Origin of the sequence: Paraburkholderia sp. GAS206C, from assembly GCF_050435645.1 — a bacterium.
Taxonomy (GTDB): Bacteria; Pseudomonadota; Gammaproteobacteria; order Burkholderiales; family Burkholderiaceae; genus Paraburkholderia; species Paraburkholderia phenazinium_B.
Window position 1 is genome coordinate 90,842 of record NZ_JBNDKR010000008.1, and the last position, 18,785, is coordinate 109,626.

Annotated in this window: 18 protein-coding genes; 7 read left to right on the plus strand and 11 right to left on the minus strand. The window is 60.7% G+C overall.

All coding sequences use genetic code 11. From position 1 onward, the window contains the following. Positions 1–249 precede the first annotated feature (249 nt). Positions 250–1,560: an OprD family outer membrane porin gene (locus P3T20_RS22575; RefSeq protein WP_429287872.1), complete on the plus strand. Its 1,311-nt coding sequence runs from the start codon at positions 250–252 to the stop codon at positions 1,558–1,560. A gap of 52 nt (positions 1,561–1,612) precedes the next feature. Here the strand turns inward: P3T20_RS22575 and P3T20_RS22580 are convergent, their stop codons facing one another. Next, positions 1,613–2,689, minus strand: coding sequence for a LacI family DNA-binding transcriptional regulator (locus P3T20_RS22580; RefSeq protein ID WP_429287873.1), 1,077 nt, complete (start codon positions 2,687–2,689; stop codon positions 1,613–1,615). A gap of 125 nt (positions 2,690–2,814) precedes the next feature. On the opposite strand from P3T20_RS22580, the gene P3T20_RS22585 reads away from it, so the two are divergent. Next, positions 2,815–4,008: a phytanoyl-CoA dioxygenase family protein gene (locus tag P3T20_RS22585; RefSeq protein WP_429287874.1), complete on the plus strand. Its 1,194-nt coding sequence runs from the start codon at positions 2,815–2,817 to the stop codon at positions 4,006–4,008. Positions 4,009–4,269: 261 nt separating this feature from the next. Further along, on the plus strand, positions 4,270–4,533 hold the full coding sequence (locus tag P3T20_RS22590) for a DUF4148 domain-containing protein (protein WP_429288118.1): 264 nt from the start codon (positions 4,270–4,272) through the stop codon (positions 4,531–4,533). 141 nt (positions 4,534–4,674) lie between these two features. On the opposite strand, the gene P3T20_RS22595 is transcribed toward P3T20_RS22590, so the two are convergent. The 3 genes from P3T20_RS22595 to P3T20_RS22605 are packed head-to-tail and all read right to left on the minus strand — an operon-like array spanning position 4,675 to position 7,691. Beyond that, positions 4,675–5,880 (minus strand): porin, encoded by a 1,206-nt coding sequence (locus P3T20_RS22595; protein ID WP_074267864.1) that lies wholly within the window; start codon positions 5,878–5,880, stop codon positions 4,675–4,677. Between the two features lie 42 nt (positions 5,881–5,922). After that, positions 5,923–7,416, minus strand: a complete 1,494-nt coding sequence (locus tag P3T20_RS22600; protein WP_429287875.1) for a sodium:solute symporter family protein — start codon at positions 7,414–7,416, stop codon at positions 5,923–5,925. Beyond that, positions 7,413–7,691, minus strand: coding sequence for a DUF3311 domain-containing protein (locus tag P3T20_RS22605; RefSeq protein ID WP_429287876.1), 279 nt, complete (start codon positions 7,689–7,691; stop codon positions 7,413–7,415). Before P3T20_RS22605 ends, P3T20_RS22600 begins: the two co-directional genes overlap by 4 nt. Before the next feature lie 257 nt (positions 7,692–7,948). On the opposite strand from P3T20_RS22605, the gene P3T20_RS22610 reads away from it, so the two are divergent. The 4 genes from P3T20_RS22610 to P3T20_RS22625 all read left to right on the plus strand — a co-directional run bounded on the left by P3T20_RS22610 (position 7,949) and on the right by P3T20_RS22625 (position 11,202). After that, positions 7,949–8,485: a cupin domain-containing protein gene (locus P3T20_RS22610; protein WP_074267861.1), complete on the plus strand. Its 537-nt coding sequence runs from the start codon at positions 7,949–7,951 to the stop codon at positions 8,483–8,485. 3 nt (positions 8,486–8,488) lie between these two features. Beyond that, positions 8,489–8,866, plus strand: coding sequence for a TIGR04076 family protein (locus P3T20_RS22615; RefSeq protein ID WP_429287877.1), 378 nt, complete (start codon positions 8,489–8,491; stop codon positions 8,864–8,866). After that, on the plus strand, positions 8,863–9,918 hold the full coding sequence (locus P3T20_RS22620; RefSeq protein WP_429287878.1) for an aldo/keto reductase: 1,056 nt from the start codon (positions 8,863–8,865) through the stop codon (positions 9,916–9,918). The genes P3T20_RS22615 and P3T20_RS22620 overlap by 4 nt, the downstream gene beginning before the upstream one ends. Positions 9,919–10,083: 165 nt before the next feature. Continuing rightward, positions 10,084–11,202 carry an FUSC family protein gene (locus P3T20_RS22625; protein WP_429287879.1) on the plus strand — a complete coding sequence of 373 codons (1,119 nt, stop codon included), beginning with the start codon at positions 10,084–10,086 and terminating at the stop codon, positions 11,200–11,202. Between the two features lie 77 nt (positions 11,203–11,279). Here the strand turns inward: P3T20_RS22625 and P3T20_RS22630 are convergent, their stop codons facing one another. The 7 genes from P3T20_RS22630 to P3T20_RS22660 form a co-directional block, all read right to left on the minus strand. Beyond that, positions 11,280–11,789, minus strand: a complete 510-nt coding sequence (locus P3T20_RS22630) for a cytochrome P460 family protein (RefSeq protein WP_074267858.1) — start codon at positions 11,787–11,789, stop codon at positions 11,280–11,282. Between the two features lie 109 nt (positions 11,790–11,898). Next, positions 11,899–12,216, minus strand: a complete 318-nt coding sequence (locus P3T20_RS22635) for a DUF4148 domain-containing protein (protein ID WP_074267857.1) — start codon at positions 12,214–12,216, stop codon at positions 11,899–11,901. 281 nt (positions 12,217–12,497) lie between these two features. Further along, entirely contained in the window at positions 12,498–14,231 is a 1,734-nt protein-coding gene (locus P3T20_RS22640) for a PQQ-dependent sugar dehydrogenase (RefSeq protein WP_429287880.1), read from the minus strand. 235 nt (positions 14,232–14,466) lie between these two features. Then, entirely contained in the window at positions 14,467–15,009 is a 543-nt protein-coding gene (locus P3T20_RS22645; protein WP_429287881.1) for a glycoside hydrolase family 19 protein, read from the minus strand. Positions 15,010–15,047: 38 nt separating this feature from the next. Continuing rightward, on the minus strand, positions 15,048–15,851 hold the full coding sequence (locus P3T20_RS22650) for a DUF4239 domain-containing protein (RefSeq protein ID WP_074267853.1): 804 nt from the start codon (positions 15,849–15,851) through the stop codon (positions 15,048–15,050). 4 nt (positions 15,852–15,855) lie between these two features. Next, the gene (locus tag P3T20_RS22655; protein ID WP_429287882.1) at positions 15,856–16,953 is read right to left on the minus strand and encodes a hypothetical protein; all 1,098 of its coding nucleotides are present in this window, start codon (positions 16,951–16,953) and stop codon (positions 15,856–15,858) included. A gap of 97 nt (positions 16,954–17,050) precedes the next feature. After that, positions 17,051–18,688 (minus strand): S8 family serine peptidase, encoded by a 1,638-nt coding sequence (locus tag P3T20_RS22660; RefSeq protein WP_429287883.1) that lies wholly within the window; start codon positions 18,686–18,688, stop codon positions 17,051–17,053. Between the last annotated feature and the right edge of the window lie 97 nt (positions 18,689–18,785).

Below are 18,785 nucleotides of genomic sequence, written 5' to 3' on the forward strand. Positions count from 1 at the left end.
CAGGGTTCAACGCCAGCGCTGCGCGCGCCTTGCGGCGAACCGCTGGCTGCCCGTACCGCCTCCCCTCCGCTTCATTCACAAGAAAAAGTCGCCAAGCATTTGAAAATAAAGCTCTTTTCTTCACGCTTTCATCCTGCGAAATCGTCGCTCAAGGGGGATTCTGGCTCGTTACTTTGCCGACAGTTCCCATGACTGCCATGCAGGCTGTTCACGGGCCACTCATCCTTCAATCGCTGTGCGGATAAAAACATGAAAATCAGACCCAGGCCTCTGGCACTTCGCGTGCTGAGCCGCGAAACGCTCAAGCTGCTTATGTTAGTTATGCCAATTTACGCGTCGGCGCAGACGGTAGATGCAACACAGCCGCCCGCGGTGAACGACCTTGTCGACATGTTCACGCAAGGGCAATTCTCCGGCGATTTCAGGACGTTTTACTTTGCCGCTCATAACGCGTTCTTCAACAAAGGGCTTAACCAGAACACCATCAACTATGGCGGTGGGCTCGCCTACCAGACCGCAACGCTCTACGGATTTTCTCTCGGCGTGAGCGGGTATATCTCGCGCCCGCTGTTTCACCCCTCCGACCCGTCGCGGATCGACGGCAGCCTGGGTCCGACGTTCACCGAGCTCGGCGAAGCTTATGTGAAGTATCAGCACCAGCTCTTTAGCGTGACGGCAGGCAACCAGGAATTCGATGTCCCGTTCATTTCGCCATACGACTATCGGATTGCTCCGCAACTGTTCCAGGGCGTGTCGACTACCTACGGTACGAAAGACAACTATATTCAGGCCTTCCGCATGTTCCGCTGGGAGTCGTGGATCAGTGGCTCTTTCACCAACCAGACGACCTACAACGCCAGCTTCGATTCCGCATCGAAAATTGGCAACGAGAGCACGAGCGGGTTCTATGGTGTGGGCGGCGCGGGCACCCTGAATGTCGGCCAGCTTAACCTCAAGGGTCAGGCGTGGTACGTCAACTATATGGACTACACGCAAATGGGCTATGCGGATGGCCGGATCAGCGCAAACGAGGGCAGCTTCAGGCCGTACGTGGGCGCACAGGTTGCGATCGAGGGTGGTTCCGCAGGCTTGCTCGGGGACGTGCATAGCCAGGTGTACGGGCTGCAGCTCGGCGTAAAGCACAACTCCATCGATGCCAACCTCGACTACGACTACACCCGGCCCGACTCGCACTCCTACCTGAACGGTGCGCTGGTGACACCTTACGCGCACAACATCGCTTCAGGTCCGCTGTTCGCCCAGCCGTTCATCACGAGCACGCAGGATCTGGGATCGGGTGCCGCTTATGGCGTCGAGGTCAGTGGAAATCCGACCCAGGGCCTCACGCTGGGCGCTGGTTATTCGTTCATGCACCTGATTAGCACGCCAGGCACGCCGTATCTCGACCAGTCGGAATACCTCGTGTACGCCATGTACAACTTCTCAGGACGCCTGAAGGGATGGAACGTGACAGACTTCTTTGCATACCAGACGTCGCCGGCCAAATCGTCGCAGTTCTTCCAGAACCGGCTGCAGATCCAGTACGCGTGGGGCCAGTAGTCCCGTGTCGCAGTGCTCCGCACGAGCGCTGCGAGGCGTCGTCCCGAGCCCGTCATCTCCAGTGGTCATTAGCGGATTCCTGCGGCGCACTGCCGAATCGGCGACTAATGTACTGTGGGATGTTTGCCGGAGTCACCACGACCACGGACGATGAATCGCCAATAGCCGACGCCGGCAGCAGCTTGTGGAAATGCATGATCTGGTGGCACGCGTTGCGCAGATCCAGACGCAGGTCATGATGCAAAACCGCGCTAATGCTTCCATCGCGCAACAGTCGAATGTTGTCCCTGTCGAGATCATGCGCAATGAAGCACTGTGGCGCCTTTCCCATGCCATGCAGGGCGCGGAGTATCGCGACATTGCCACCGCCCATCGAGTACACCGCTGCGATGGCCTTTTTTCTGCCGACGGCTTTTCGCACGCGCTCCTCGGTCAGGGCGTCGAGCCCATGGCCGCCACTCGCGTCTACCAGGGCCAGTTTCGGATAGCGCGCGCGCAGTTCATCGCGAAAGCTGAGCTTACGATCTTCCTCGCCCCGGAAGCTGTCGTCGCTCATCGCCACAAGAACGTTTCCGTGTGACTGCGCAAGCCACTGACCGATCAGAAAGGCGGCGGTCGCACCCGCCATCCGGTTATCCAGACCCGCGTATGCAATCCGAGCCGATCGCGGTATATCGGTGAAAATCGTCACGACCGGAATGCCTCGTTGACGCAGTGCGGCAATTGCGTCCGTCACCTCAGGGACGTCACGCGCCTTGAGCAGCACACCATGTGTGCCTCTGCGGCCCATCGCCTCCAGTGCGTCCACCACCTGCGCGGTCGTCATGGTGTCCTGCATCGTGAAGCGTGGCCTGAATACGGCTGGGCGTAGAGTGGGAAGCTCCGATTCGAATGCTTCGCGTATTTCGTCGCAGAACCGGCTCGGCGCTTCCACCAGGACGTCGACAACAAGTTTTCTCCCGGTGACTGCCAATTGAAACTGCTGCCGCTCCAGTTCCTTGATCGCGTGTTGAACCCGCTGACGGCTGCGCTCGTGCACGTTTGGTCGGCCATTCAGCACGCGGTCGACCGTGGCAAGGCCAACGCCAGCCTGCAGCGCAATTTCCTTCATCAGAAAGCGACGGGCCATGGATTCCACTTGAGGTGTTTTTGATGTGTTTATGGTACCGCAGACCCGTGCAACGGCAGTATCGTTAGGGAAACCAATTAGCAACCCTCACATGAGAGTGCACTTTCATGGGATCGGAGACAGACATGGACACGCAACGCTCACGCCCGGATGCCGGGCGCCGGAATCCGTACCGCGAACAGGATTGTTCGCTTCGTGATTTTCTTACCGTATTGCACGATGGTCGCGAAGCCGTTCGAGCCGAATACGCAGACGAAACGCGCGAGAACGTGCCGTTCTACGATTGCAACCGGTTAAGCGGGATGCTTGAGGATGCGACTCGGCGCACGGAGCTGCAACTCGAGTGGGCGGACGTTCTGGAACATGGCGCAGGCGTGCTTGTATTGAAACGCGCCTTTCCCGACACCACGCCGATCGACGATGCAACGGCAGTCTTCGATGCGATCATCCGGGACGAGCGGGAAGCAGGCAGCGCGGCAGCCGATCATTTTGCCAAGGCAGGAGCCAACGACAGAATATGGAACGCGCAGCAAAAGCTTTGCATGCGCGCCCCGTCCGCGTTTGCCCGTTACTACGCTAACCCCGTGCTGGTTGCCGCGGCGCAAGCATGGCTGGGCCCCTGCTTTCAGGTGACGTCGCAGGTGAACGTCGTGCGTCCCGGCGGCGACGCGCAACAGGCACATCGCGACTACCACCTGGGGTTCCAGACCGTAGCGGAGGCCGAACGCTATCCGGCACACGTGCATACGATGTCGCCCTTCCTGACACTGCAAGGTGCGGTCGCACACAGCGATATGCCGGTGGAAAGCGGACCCACCAAGCTGCTGCCGTTCTCGCAGCGCTACGCGCCAGGCTATCTTGCGTGGCGGCGTCCGGACTTTCGTGAGTACTTCGAGGCGAACTACGTCCAGTTGCCTCTCAAGAAAGGCGATGTGATTTTCTTTAGTCCTGCGCTTTTTCACGCAGCGGGGGCGAACCGCACGGCAAGCGTTCAACGTATGGCGAATCTTTTGCAGATTTCCTCGGCTTATGGGCGTGCAATGGAATCGCTGGATCGCACGAGAATGTGTGAGGTGCTGTATCCCGTTCTGCTCGATCAAGTGATGACCCACAGGTTGAGCGCAGCTGAAGCCGAGGCGGTCATTGCGTCAAGTGCTGAGGGGTATCCGTTTCCTACCAATCTGGATAGTGATCCACCGATAGGCGGTCTCGCGCCGGAGAGCCAGCAAATGTTGTTCGCGCGGGCACTAAGGGAGTCATGGAAGGTTGATGCGTTCGTTGCGGCGCTACGTCGGCAAGCGGGGCAACGGGAGGCGTGAAGCGGGTGCCTCAGCTGCTGCGTTGTGGCCACAAACTCAGCTCCTCGCGATCCCAAGACTGTTGTAAAGGCAAGAAAACAGTTTTGCGCTCAGCGGAGTGGTAGTGCGTGCTGACTGGTGGTCTACTAATTACACGCTATAGAAATAGAACCCCCTACGAAGCATGCCGGCTTGCGCTATCCGCGCAAATGCTGGGATACATAAAAGTGGAGACGCTTCATCATGATCCATCCTTTCAGATTAGCAATTCCGATTACGCTAATGGCCGCCAGCGCATGTGCCATTGCGGGCACCCAGCTTACGCCGGAACAATGCAGCAGCTATCCTTTCAGACCGGCGCATGGACAGGTGACCAGGGCCGATCTGTCGCGTGAACTGGCTGAGCTCGAGTCAGTAGGGTATTGGCCTGGGACAGGCAACTACTCCCCGGGCATTCCTGTGATGCGAGCTCGCCTGAATGAGAAATACGCCCGGGACTGCGGGTCGCAGCACACTTCGACTGACGTTCAAACGCCGGGTGGCTGAGCGGGCTCAGGCAGGTGAACGGCAGGAAATATGTCGCAGTACGGAATGATCGCCTGGACATGACTGACGAGACAACCGGAGCTGAAATCCACCAAGGAGTGAATGCTTGGTACCCCCTGATGGGTTTGCTGCTTGCATAGCTTAAAACGCGTGGTACATCCCCACCGACATCAGCAGTTGCCTGGAGGTGCTGGAGTCATAACCGGCGCCAGGAATTTCAGCAATTGCTGTACGCCCTACTACTGCACCATCGGCATCGAACACAGGAGCTATGCCATCGCCGCCCGCCTTCTGAACAATCGCAATGGCATAGAGGCTGGTGCGCTTCGAAAGCGCGTACGTCACACCCAGGTTCACCTGCTGGAAGTCCGGCTTCAGGTTCTGGTAGTCGGCCTTCCCCGCGTTGTAGATGTAGGCCGCGCCTAACAGCAATGCAGGCGTGACTCTGTAGGTCGCGCTGGCTTCGTAGGCATCCATCTTGAAGTCGTTGCCGCCTCCCGCACCCGCAAATCCGTTGATGACGAAGTACTGGCTGTTTTCCAGGTCGGTGTGCGAGTAGTTCAATGCCAGCGTTGCCTGGCCGATCGAGTACGAACCGCCAATCGTGAGCACCTTCATCGAACTGGCGTCCTGCAATCCGACGTAATCGTTCAATGAGCCCACATAGTTGCCATTGGATGCGTACACGCCGCCGGTACCGCCCGCGTTCGTCGCAGGATTCTGAATGTCCAGATAGCCCGCGGCAACCGCGAACGGTCCGCGGTTATACGCGGCGGCCAACGACCAGACGCGATTCGTCGAGAAATTACCTGCTACGCCGCCCAGGCTGAACATTCCTTCCACATGCAAGCCACCCCATGTCGGGCTCACGTACTTAACGGCGTTGTTGAAGCGGATCGACTGGTTCAGGTTGTCGAGATCGCCGAAGTGCGACCCGTAGCCGGTGGCGAAATTATTGCTGGACGGAAAGTAGCCGACCGTCAACGACGGCGGATCGTACTGACGCCCGAGCGTCACCGTGCCCCATTGATCGTTGGCGAGCCCCACGAAAGCCTGCCGCCCGAATTCCGTGCCGCCCTGTCCGAGTTTGCCGTTCTGGATGTTAAAGCCGTTCTCGAGCGTGAAGATCGCAGATGTGCCGCCGCCCAGGTCTTCCTTGCCCTTCAGCCCCCAGAGGTTGCAACTCGGCGGACCGCAGGTGTCCGCCTCGACGACGTGCCCCTTGCCGGTATTGTTGACGAACGTCAGGCCCGAATCGACCAGCCCGTACAGCGTCACGCTGCTCTGGGCCGAGGCCAGCGCCGGTAGCGCCATCAGCACGGCAAGACAGATACTGCTCTTTTTCATCAGGATCTCCAGGTAAAGGGGCTGTCGTTCGAAGAGGCTTATTCAGACGGTTGATTGCTCGCTCGCAGCACGCTCAAGCGCAACGCCTAGCGACACCGCATGCCGCCCAGGCAACGGCGTGGCCAGACTGACGAGCACAACCGTCGCTGCATTGATCGCCATCGCGATCAGACCAGGTTCGCATTGGGGGGCGACGGCATCCCAGTAGTGCGCCGCAAACGGTGCAAGCAGCGCAATAAAGCCGGCCAGGAGACCCGCAAGTACACCTGTCGCAGTGGTCCTCTTCCAAATGAAACCAAGGAAGACACCGGGCGCAAGCATCCCGATTGCCGAATACGCGTCGAGCAGAATCTTGACGAGCGAGCCTTTCTGGCTGATCGACAACCACACGGCAATCGCAGCAAATACCGTGAGCGCACCGCGGGAAATCACCAGGAACGTGGCGTCCTTAAGACCCGGCAGGATCGGCGCGACCACGTTGCGGCTGAAGATCGATCCCGCGGTTAGCAGAAGCAGCGCGCCAGGCGCGAGTGCCAGCAGGAATCCGGTGCCGGCCACGAGGCCCACGATGGGAGCGGAATAGCGCTGCGAGATGAACTGCAGCAAGGCCGCGTTAAGGTTGTTGCCAGGCGGATGCGTGCCGGCCAGCAACGCAGCGAAGCCAAGCAGAATAATGAAGAAGTAGGCGAGCGAATAAAGCGGTTGCCAGATCGCGTTGCGGCGGATGGCGGTAGCGCTTTGCGCTGTGTACGACATCTGGAACAGATGAGGAAAGACCCAGTTGCCGAGCGCGATGTTGATCGACGATGTCATCAACCAGATCGCCGTGGTGGGTGACGTAGGATCCAGGCCGGGGAATCTGCCAATACCTGGATGCTGAACCTCAGCCATCCGAAAGATATCCAGCATCGATGCGGCACCGACCTTACCCGCTACGGTCGCGCTCAACAGCACGACCACCACGATCATCAACACATCCTTGACGCCGGCCGCGAATGCTGCGGAGCGTATCCCCGCGACGAACACGAACGTGATCATCAACAGCCCGGCAATCAGCGTGGCCGTCTGGGTGGAGATCAGGTCATCCAGCGTCAACTGGACGATCAGTCCCAGGCTGACCAACTGGATTTGCACATAGACGATCAGCGAAGCGATGCCGATCACGCCCGTCAGGACGCCGAGCCAGGTAGCGTCGTAGCGGGCAGCGAAGAAGTCGGCCTGGGTAACGAGTTGCCGGGTGCGTCCGGCGCGCCAGATCTTCGGCATCAGCCAGTAGCCAATGGCATAGCTCATCGACACCGAACAGAAGGCAAGATACGCAGGCGCGCCTAGCGCCCATGCATAGCCGGAGATGCCGAGCACAGCAAATGTCGTGTACACCTCCCCTGCGTTCATGAACCAGAAGATGATCGCGCCCAGACTGCGGCCGCCCACCGCCCAGTCCGACAACGTATGCCCTTTCCGGGTGCGACGGCCATAGCCCACCGCACCGGTCAGCGTGGCAAGCAGAATCACCACAACGATGGCGAGCTTCATCGTGGATCTCCCGCTGAACCCGACGTCGCCGCAATGAACGCTGCTTCCTCAAGTTCGACGCCATGGGCACGATCGAGCCGGAACACAATCGCGATCAGCACGCTCGTTAGCACGATTCCCGACAGTTGCCACAGCATGGGAAAGGGCAACCCGAATGGCGCCCACATCACCCCGTTGACGACAGGCGCAAGCCCTGCCTGCCATACGAAAGGAACCGCCAATAACCATCGATACGTATGACGGGGCGAGCCGCCCGTCCCGGGACCTTGTGCCATGACCGATGCTCCACGTAAAGTTACACTGCACTACCGCAGGCAAAGTGTGCATCCACAGTGCACAACATTTCAAGTGAGTCAAAAACAATTTCTCGTCTAAACAGATCAGGTAAACCCCTTGTTAAAGGCAAATTTATAGGGAAGCCAGATTTTGGGTGAGGGTGGTCGCAACGGCGTCGAGCAAATTGACGATCCAATTTTGTGCATCTATACTACACACCAATGTACGACTCAGTTGCACGACGTGAGGCCTCAAATTGATTGGTGAACGGCTCAAGGAATTGCGGACCGCGCGCGGCATGTCGCTGCGTCAGCTGGCGAGTCTCGCGGATGTCTCACCCACCCTGCTCAGCCAGATCGAGCGGTCGGTGACTGATCCAAGCCTCGAAACGATGCGACGTCTGGCCGGGGTATTTGGAGAATCGGTCGCCTCGCTGTTCGCTCAAACAGTTGCCCCCGCTGTGTGGATCAGCCGCCCGGGTAACCGCTCGAGGCTGATTGCCCCCAAGGGTCGGGTCGGCTACGAGCGCCTGACTGCCGGCAACGGACAGCTCGAAGTGCTGCGCGCCGTGCTGCAACCAGGCGAAATCTCCGCGGATGAGCCGCGCGGCCATCCGTCCTCGGAATGCGTCTACGTCATCGCGGGCGAGCTCATCGCGCAGATCGACGGCATCGAGTACCAGGTGGCGGCCGGCGAAAGCATTTCGTTCGACTCACGGCTGCCGCACCGGTATCGCAACGGATCCACCACTCCCACCGAAATCATTCTCTCGGTCACACCACCGAACCCTTGAGCCATGACCTCTCACACTCCTGACGAGCGCGCAGGTCTGCCCTCGTTCGAACTCTACGATCTGCGTGTCGAAGTCGTTGCCCCTGAAGGGGCAAAACTCTATTGCGGCGCGCGCATCGGCGACTACTTTGAACTGCATGGGGAAATGCTGCACCTGCCGCCGGGGCAAGCATTTTCCATTTATTCGCTTGCGGCACTACTGCCGCTGCTGCCGGCCAAGCAACGCGCCACCGACCCGCATGACTGGATGTCGACCGATGCCGAAGTAGCCTGTCCCGATCCCAATTGCCCGTCGCGCTTTCGCATTTCGCGGCTCGGCAAACGCACGTTCCGTCACGTGGATACGACAGCGGTCAAACTGATTGATAAGGACTCTGAATGACACAGATGCAGCGCATCGAGCTGGCGCCAGGCTACTCGATCTCACGTATTCTCAAAGGGGGTTGGCAACTCGCCGGTGACCATGGCAGCGTGGACCGCGCCGCCGCGATTGCCGACATGGGCGCCTATTACGACGCAGGCATTACCGCATTCGACTGTGCAGACATCTACACCGGTGTCGAAGAAATGATTGGCGAGTTCCGCGACGACTACCGGCAACGGCGTGGCGCCGACAGCCTCGACCAGTTGAAGATCCATACGAAGTTCGTACCCGATCTGTCTCTGCTGCAGACGATCGACCGCAGGCTCGTCGAGCAAACTATCGACCGGTCTCTATCGCGCTTGCGCGTCGAACGGCTCGATCTGGTCCAGTTTCACTGGTGGGACTATTCCGTGGCGCGTTACCTCGAAGTCGCGCACTGGCTGCGTGAACTGCAGCAAGCCGGCAAGATCGACCGGCTAAGCGGGACGAACTTCGATACCCAACGCACCATGGAGCTGGTGGAGTCGGGCATCGAACTGACGAGCATGCAGGTGCAGTACTCCCTGCTGGACCGGCGTCCGGCGCGCCAGCTGGGCGCTTACGCTCGCGAGCATGGCATTCACCTGTTCTGCTATGGCACGGTGGCGGGCGGCTTCCTTTCCGGACGGTGGCTCGGTGCTACGGAACCGGGACAAGACATCGCAAACCGCTCGCTCATCAAATACAAACTGATCATTGACGATTTTGGCGGCTGGGATATTTTCCAGGCGCTGCTGCAAGCGCTGGACCGTATCGCGGCTAAACACAACGTCTCGATTGCGACCATCGCGACGCGCTGGGTACTCGATCAGGAGCAGGTGGCGGGCGCGATCGTGGGCGTGCGCCGCGGCGATCATCTGCCGGAGCATCTGAAGGTCATGTCGGTCACGCTGGATGCCGAGGACCGTTCAGCAATCGAGCAGGTGCTCGCCCAGAGTGCGACGATCGAGGGAGACGTATATAGCGTCGAACGCGACATTCATGGACGGCACGGCAACATCATGAAGTATGAGTTGAACAGCGCTTCGTGACAGTGGACGGACCGATCGTTAATACGCGTTGTTAGCCTTTATATTTATCGGTTGACCTGAGTCGCCTGGATTATCCTAGTCATATCCCGCGTCCCGCAGACTTTGCGCCGAGCCTCAAACAGATCAGCGGGCTGATGTTCCCCGGAGGAGACGACGGATAACCCTATGAATGACAACCCGCAACGCTCCCCTGATCAAGGCGCACAACGCCGGCAGGCCACGCTGCGTCCGGTAGCGGCAATCGGTGGCTGGCTAGACCGGATCGATCCCGGCACGCACCGCCGCATCAAAGGCTTGCGGCTCGTGACGGCGTACGGCATCGCGGCGGCACTCGGGACGTTGCAGGATATCGCCCATAGTGTGCCGAGCAGCGTCTCGCTGGGTTACCTTGCCGGGAGCTTCGCTCTGTGGGCTAGCGTGTCCGAGGGCAAAGCGACGCGGGCCGAATCGAGCCGCGACCTCGTCCTGTTGAGTTTTGCCGCCGCGCTGGGCGCAGTCCTGTTCGTGGTGTTATCCAGGCCATTGCAACTCGCGGGTCGGGCGGGACCGGAACTGGTTCTCGTGACTGGCGCGTTTCTGGTCGGATATCTGAAACGATTCGGTGTACTGGGGGCGGGCATCGGTTCGCAAATCTACATTGGAGAATTGCTCGCGTACGGCACCCATCTGACGATCGCCGATCTGTGGGCGGTTGGAATTGCGGCGCTGATTGCCGCCCTGGCGTCGGTCGTGCCGCGCATGCTCAGTGGACCCGCGGAGCGGCCGGTCACGCCTGCGGTGCTCGCAGCCGGGCCGCAACCGTTGCCCGGGAGATGCTCGCCGGAATTCCTCATGGGATTGCAGGCGGCCATCGCCGCGTTGACCATCTGCCTGCTGAACGGCCTGATTAGCCTCGAGGAGTCCGCCTGGGCGATCACCGCGTCCACGTACGTCGTCGCGGGTTCGGCAAGCGGCACGATACAGCGGGTGCGGCGACGGATCATCGGCACACTGATTGGCGTTCCGATAGGCCTCGCCTGTCTGCCGGTCGCAGAGCACGCGCCGTTGCTGATCTGGGCCGCAGCCGCCATCGCGATGATCATCTATGCGATGGCCTTGCCGGAACGCTACGACGTCGCCTGCGGTGCGTTCGCTTTCACGTTGATCGTCACGCTCGCGGCAAGTGGGGTGCACTCGATCCCCTTGCTCGCCGCTCGCGCCTGGGAGACGCTCCTTGGTGGAGCACTCGGCCTCGCTGCCGCGATATTCATCTTTCCACTTCGGTCTTCGAATCCCGAGCGGTGACCAGCACTCGGACCGCATCCCGGCTCGAAAACGCGCGTTAGTCGTGCTCATACGCGGCAGGCATTGTCATCGCAGCGTTACGGCGCAAAACGCGTGAAGACGTAATCGCGGTCCTTCACGCGAGCTGCGTGACAGGCAAAACACGTCTGGTGTTGCGCTGCGTCGACCGGTTGCCCGTTGATGAAGCGACCGAAACCCCATCCACCCGTCGACGCATATCGGCGTGAATCCTTGACCATCACCTGAACCGTCGTAGGTGTACCGGGGATCGTTGCCGATCCAATGTCAGGAGACTGCTTTCGCTTGTACGCGAGCTTCACGAGGATGGTTCCGTCGGGATAAGGCAGCGTCGAACTCTCGATGGCCTTGATAGCGGCGGGGTTACCAAGTACCAGACGCAATTCGTCGAGCGGTGCCGCTTCTTCGGCCGGGGCAATCGCTTGCCACTGGCGGTAACCGTCGGGAATCGTGACACCATAAATCGGTGACGGGGCCGATTTCGCGGGCTCCGCCACGGCGTCGTGCGCCACTGCGGCTAGTAGCAACACCGCACCAAGGGCGAGACCTGCAGTCGGGATTCTTCGCATTTTCCTGGTTCTCGTTGGCCCGGCTAGAAATGGGCTATATCGATGACGGCGTCGGTAAGTGCCTTCTGTGCTTCCTCAGGCAATTGACGTCCGATGCCGCCGTCCAGGCTCACGGCTTGGTATAGAGCGAACCGAGGCCGATCACATCCGCGGTAACGGCGTGTGAACCCGAAGCCGACGTGCCGGCCGCCGACGAACCATATGACGATGCCGCAACGCCGTTTTGCGCGCTCAGGCGTGCCTCGGCTGCCTGAATGTTCTGCGGGTATTGCGTTTGATCGGTGGCCGGGTTGTAGCCGACCTTTTGCAGTTCGACGAGTTGCGCACGCACTTCGGCGCGGGTGAGCGGCTGATTCGACGATTGGGCGAACGACAGCGCAGGCAGAGCGACAACAGCAGCGACCAGAAGAGATTGGATGACTTTCATGATTTGCACCTGGAGATTGGGTTGTTCGCGCAGACACCCGTCGGGGGCGTCTGCTTTGCGAAGCCAGAACGTCTGGCGTGGAAGTATTAGAAGCCCCGGACGTATCTGGCTTGTGTCCGCGAGAGGCGCCAGTGCAAGGTTTTGTATTTATCGTGGGCGCAGATACATTGCGATACAAAGGCGATGACTTATGACGCGCTCGCTTGCGACGCGGCGAGTCATATCATCGGCCTGCGCCGATCTCCAGGTGTCAAAGCAGATGAGGCGCTTTCCGCTCCGCATCACGGCGCGCCCGCATACGAGACGCGCCATACGGTGCCGTTGCCGTCTTCGGTCACGAGCAGAGCGCCGTCGTGGGCAACCGCCACACCTACAGGTCTGCCCCATACGCTGCGGTTGTTCACCACGAATCCGGTGAGAAAGTCCTCGTACGTCCCGGTTGGAACGCCGTGCTCGAGACGCACCCGCATCACCTTATAGCCGGTGCGCGAACTGCGATTCCAAGAACCGTGAGAGGCCACGAAAACATCGCCGCGATACTCGGCGGGGAACGCTGCCGCGCCCGTTTTCACCGTATAGAAGCACATCTCCAACGGAGCCGAATGCGACTGCAGCAGGACGTCGGGGGTGATCGTCTTGCCGGCGAGATCGGGGCGCTCACCCGCGTGTCGAGGATCTTCGTGATTACCCATGTAGTACCACGGCCAACCGTAGAATCCGCCTGCCTTTACCCGGGTGACGTAGTCGGGCACTAGATCGTCGCCCAAGCCATCGCGCTCGTTCGTCGCAGTCCACAACTCGCCCGTATCCGGATCCACCGCGATGCCCACGCCGTTGCGAATGCCCGTCGCGAAGGTGTGGAGCGGTTCATGACCTTCGGGATCGGTGACGAGAATGTCGGCACGATTGGTTTCAGCATCCCATCCTGCGCCCTGCCCGTGTTGGGCGTCCCAACGAGCTATCTCCTCCGGACTCTTTCTGCTCATGCTTTCGGCAACGTTCGACCCGGACCCGACCGTGATGAACATGCGCTTGCCATCCAGCGAAAAAGCCACATCGCGCGTGCTATGACCGCCGTGACTCTCCGTCAGACGTGGCACGATCACCTGCGCCGCACCGCTCGCCTTGAGATCGCCACTGCGATACGGAAAACGGACAACCGAGTTGTTGTTCGCCACGTAGATCCATTGCGGATGATTCCCCGGTGGATAAAAGGCAATCCCGAAGGGCTGGTCCAGGCCATCCGCAAAGATCTGATTGTCGGACGGCGCCTGGGCTCCGTCGGCGGCGCGCAATACCCTGATGCGATTCTCGGCGGTCTCCGCCACAAAAATATCCCCATTGGGTGCGACGCGCACGATGCGGGGATCGGACAGGCCTGTCGCAAACAACTGAACCTTGAACCCCGCTGGCACGGACAACGAGGCATTGGCGGGTTGCGCTACCACTCGCGGACTGTTGCCGGACGAGGTCGTCTTGTAGGGTGCCGGCAAATCCGCCACCGTGAAGTGATGCTCGACACCTGGAGCGGCGTGACGCCAGTCGCCTGGGTCGGTTTCAGGCGAAGCGCCTGATCCGGTGTTCGCGGTCGACGAAACCTGGGCCGGCTGCTTCAAGGTGGAGAGGTAGGCGATCACGTTGCTGCGATCGCTGGAATCGGCGACCGATATAGGCATGGTGGTGCCAGGGACTGCCGCCGCTGGATTGAGCAGGAAGTGCTCCAGGGTCGCTGAGTCCCATGTGAGACCTGACCCGCTCAAGGCATTGGTGAAGCTGAAGTTTGGGACAGAGCCCGCGCGCCGGCCGAAAACGCCTACGAGGCTTGGGCCTTGTCCCATGACGGGTAAGTTGCCAGGCCCAAGGGAGTCGGCGTGGCACATGGCGCAATTTTGCTGAAAGAAGACTTTACCCTGTGAGGCATTACCTGTAGGCGGGACCTGGGCTGCGGCTTCTCCAGCAACACCAAGACCGGCAAAGACCATGCTCACAAGGAGCGCCCGAGGGAGTGGCCGCATGGACAGCACCCCATGCCCGGCTGTGTTCGACCTGCGATGCGGCATAGATAACATGACCCACCTTCCGCGGATTGAGTTATCAATACTCTACGGTGGAATCGAGGCGATGTAGACCCTACTGAAGCAATGAATGCCTTTTCTGGCAGAGATGCCATCCCCCCGCCACTCAATTGTCATTCTGCGGGGCGATGTTGTGCCCTGATGTATTGCAGCGACCGACGCTCTACCGCCCCACTTAAACTGCCAAAGCGGCCTTCGCTATTTCCCAGCGCCGGATCCGGTCGTCGAGTCCGTTGGTGCCACCGTTGATCCGCCGCGTAAGCGCCACGAAGTCTCCGCTATCGGCGAGCGCGTTGCAGCCGTGCTCCTTCCACCACCATGCGGCGGAACGTGCCGCCCAATCGTCGTGCTCCAGTAATTCCGGCGTGGCCGTCAGATCCACGCCGAGCGCCGCGCCACATGACACGTAGTCCGCGCGGCCCGTTATCTGGATCAGGCCGCGTCCCCGGTAACGATATCCGTCTCCTGCCCGAAGATTTCCCAGACTACGAGCTTTCTCCGAGGGCGGTTCATACAGTTTTTGCGCCGGTGTTGGCCCCCACAGCTCGTGTGTCAACTGGAAGCCAAGCGTTTCGTGCCCGGTTTGCGCGATGAAGGCAACGAGACGAACCCGGCTCGCGATGTCGAATTCGTCGAGCACGGCGCTTACACAGGTATGCCAACGAGTCGCCAGCGCCGCCGGAAGGTCCGCGGCTTTTTGAAATTCTTCGAGTGTCATTTCACTATCCCCACGCCAGGATCAGGCGTCGCATCCAGTTAGTGGATCGGAGCGGCTGGCCACGTGCCGCGCGCTATTAACGCGTCGATGGTCTGCCGGAAAGGGGCCGAACTCACGCTGACGTCGCCGGCAAATGGGCGATCGACTGCCAGCACGAAGAAAAACGCGAGTCCAAGCGTGACAGCCCATGCCGATGTGAGTGCGACGTGGAAGCGCGTCGCAGGCAGCGCGTACAGCAACAGGAAGGACAACAGACTAACCACGATCATCACGGCCCACAGCGTGACAGGCATCGCCACATCGAGTGTGGCGATGCGTTGCTCGCGATACTTCACCATCTCGTTGGCACGTGCCAGCACTTCAGCGAGCAAGGTGGTCTGCCGCGGACCGGTGGGTTGGATAAGGTTGGCCGAGTCGAACATCGCATCGAAGCGGGCCTCCGCCTCCGGGTCGAATCTCGCCTGTTGCTGCATCAACGGCCACTCATTTTCTACGACGCGTTCCAGATAGCCGCGCAGCGCCCGTCCGGTCGCATCCGCGTTTGGACTGCTAAACGCTGCCAGATCACGCGCGAGTTCGCCGGCACAGGCGGCTTCGGCGGCCACCGTGCGATTCGCGTCGTTGTACGCATCCCATACGCTGATTGCTGCGAATGCCACCAGCAGCGAGTTGATCGTCGTGATGACGGAGACCATCGAGATGGTCATCGCCCGCTGCTCGGCATCGAGCTCAATTGGTGCGCAACGCCGGAATATGACGTACCCCAGCAGCGCAGCCGCGAGTGTGGCGCCTACGACGAGCGCGGCCATGCAGAAGGTGGGCAGGTTGTAGAGAAGCAGCATGATCCTACTCCTGCCCGACGGATGCGGCACCATCGACCGCGGTGCTGGCGGAGGGCGCCGATTCGGGCGATAGCATCGCCCGTGTGAAATCGCCGAGTCGTTGCCTGATTTCCACGGGCGTGGTGCCCGCATCAAGTGCCTGCTGAAGCTCCAGCAAGCGCGCAGCGAGATCGCTTTGCGACTGAATCCGTTCGGTGGCGGCGTGGGCGCGCTGCGCATCAAGCGTCGCGCTCACCTGGGTGGATCCATCGCCGCGCACGAGCGTCTCCACAGTATCGACGAGACGTTGCAAAAGCCGGTGCACCGCAGTCGCGGAGAAACCACCGAGCATCGCGAGCGACGGTTTTCCGAAGCTGTTCATCGGGCCCGATCTGAACAGATCCGCAGGCAGCATCTCCACCAGGATTAGCCCCGCGATCACGCCAAGGATCAGGCGCGCACCGTAGGAGGCGTCGAATTTCGGATCGTAGGTCGAGTTCGCCACGTAGCGGTGGGCGTGAAAGAGCGTCGCGAACGATGCACCCAGCCCCGCGCAGAAGAGCAGAAACAGCGTATTCCACAGCAGTGTCGAGCCCGACGAGGCGAGAAAGCCGCGTTGCATGTTCGCAGACGACACTTCCGCCGGCAGTCCGGTAACGACCACCGCCAGCAGAAACAACACCGATGCCACGGTCAGCACGCGGATCAATGGAACAGGGCCCAACCATGCGAAGCGCTGGCCGCGGCGACGTTCCGTGTCCAGCAACGTGATGCCCTGAGGCGTCGCGGGCGCTACGGCGTGAGCCAGTTTGCGATGCATTGCCGCAAGCTCGCGGGCACGGGCGCCAGGGGTCTCCGGCGAGCGGCGTGGGGCCGCGGCCATGGTGGCATCCACATCTGCTCCATCGGCCGAATCGATGAGCGCGGAAAGCTGCGCAATCAGTTCTGCCGGCACGGCGAGGCCGTGCTGCAATGCGTGGCGTGCCATTGCTTCGCACTCCAGCTGAAGCTGGCCCACCAGCGATTTGGCGCGCTCCCCGGTCACGGCCGGCGCCAAGGTGGCACTCGACCGCCCGCTTAACGCGCGGGGTAAAGGCGTCGGCCCCAGTTCCAACGTACGCATATGCCCTCTCCTTTTATCTTGTGTGCCTGCCGTCCGGGAGGGAGAACCGTGTCATGACGCCTCTCCCTCCCGGCTGCAAAAATGCGGTTCCCTCGAACTACATGCCGCGAGTGAACAGACGGGTCAGGTTCTGCAACCGGGGTAATCCGGCGCCAAAACGGTTCTCAGGATCGCTCGCCAGGATCGGCGAGCTGATCATGCGGATCAGCCGGAACAGGCACGCCACCCGGTTCAGTCCGCGCGGCCCCAGATACTGCGAAAGCTGCGGATCGGCTAGCAGCATTGCAGCGAGCCCGGCGATATGCGGCGCCGCCATCGACGTGCCCGAATCGGGCATGAAGGTCGCGCCGGGGACTGTCGATACGATGCCGACTCCAGGTCCGCATACGGCCACTTGCGGGCCGAAACACGAGAACGTCGGCGCAAACAGCCCTTCGCGCGTGAGCGCCTGTTTGAGGATCTGCGTCTGCTCCCAGACCGTGGGTGGCAATTCGCTTTGCAGTCCCAGGGCAGACACGGCAAGCACATAAGGCGAGGCCGCCGGGTATTGCACCGGGCCGCCGGAATTGCCCGCAGCAACGATGCAGGCGACGCCGCTCTGGGCCGCCTCGATCAGCTTGTGTTCGACGACCTCGGAGGTCTGCGGTGCGCCGAGGCTGAGATTCACGACATCGATGTCATGGTCGATGCAGTAGTCCAGTGCCTTGAGCAGGGTGCTGAACTGGCCGCCCGGGAAAATCTTCAAGGCGTGAATCTCGGCGTCGGGTACAAAGCCACGCATCGATAGCCGTTGTTTGTCTGCCTCCGCACTGGCCTTCGCGCCGATCACACCCGCGCAATGGGAACCGTGACCGATCGTGTCGCGCTTCCAAGTCTGGACGTCGTCGCTATTGGTGAAATCCACGCCTTCGCGGATGTGGCTGAGCAACGGATGGCTGGCATCCGCGCCAGAGTCGACGATCGCCACGCGAACGCCAAGTCCACGCGGCTCGCGGCCGTTGTCTTCGAGTCCCATCAACCGTTGTCCCCATCCGAGGGATGCAGCCGGCGGCACCTGGGGATTCGGCTGTGATAACGGTACGACCTGGATCACGTTGACCTGCTCCGACGACAAGGTCGGCGTCAGCATGTATTTGTTCCAGTAGCGGTTCAACGGCCGCACAAACAGCGAGCGTGCCGGCCCTGGCTGCGACTGGACAAATGCCAACGCGACTTCTCCGCTCGCGTCGGTCGTGCCGCTCGCCGGATTTCCGTCACCCGTCAGCGCAATGGCCACGCCTGCAACGGGCCGCCCCTCTTCCGCGATCACGCGGATCACCACCTGGCGCGTCAAGGGACCGTCGAAGGCGGATTGCGGATGCAGCAACTCAGTGCTTTCGCTCTCCGGCTTTCTCCCATATCCCAGCGGGTGATCTTCCTCGACGATCATGTGCGGCGGCGCAACGTTCTGCAGCGCCTGCGCGTGATTCGCGTCGAGTTTGACCACGTAGGTGTGCGTAGCTTCGTCGGCGCGGACCGAATTCTGGTGCGAATTCTTATGACCGGTGGCCACATGCACAATCTCCACGCCTGGCAGATTCGTCACCGCACTGTGCAATTCCGTGGCCGACATCGGCTGGACTGACGCTTGCTGAGCAAGCACGCCGCGGCGCGATCCAATCAGGTATTGACGCTTGTTGTTTTCCACCGTGACTGGCTCTGCGCTGGGCGCACCAGAGTGTTTGTCCTGTTCCATGGGTGTCTCTCCATTCAGGCGCCGCGCCGAAGGCGACACCTCAGAATAATTTGCATGCCTAAGTTAATAGAGGAATGATCCTGGTAATCGAATCGCC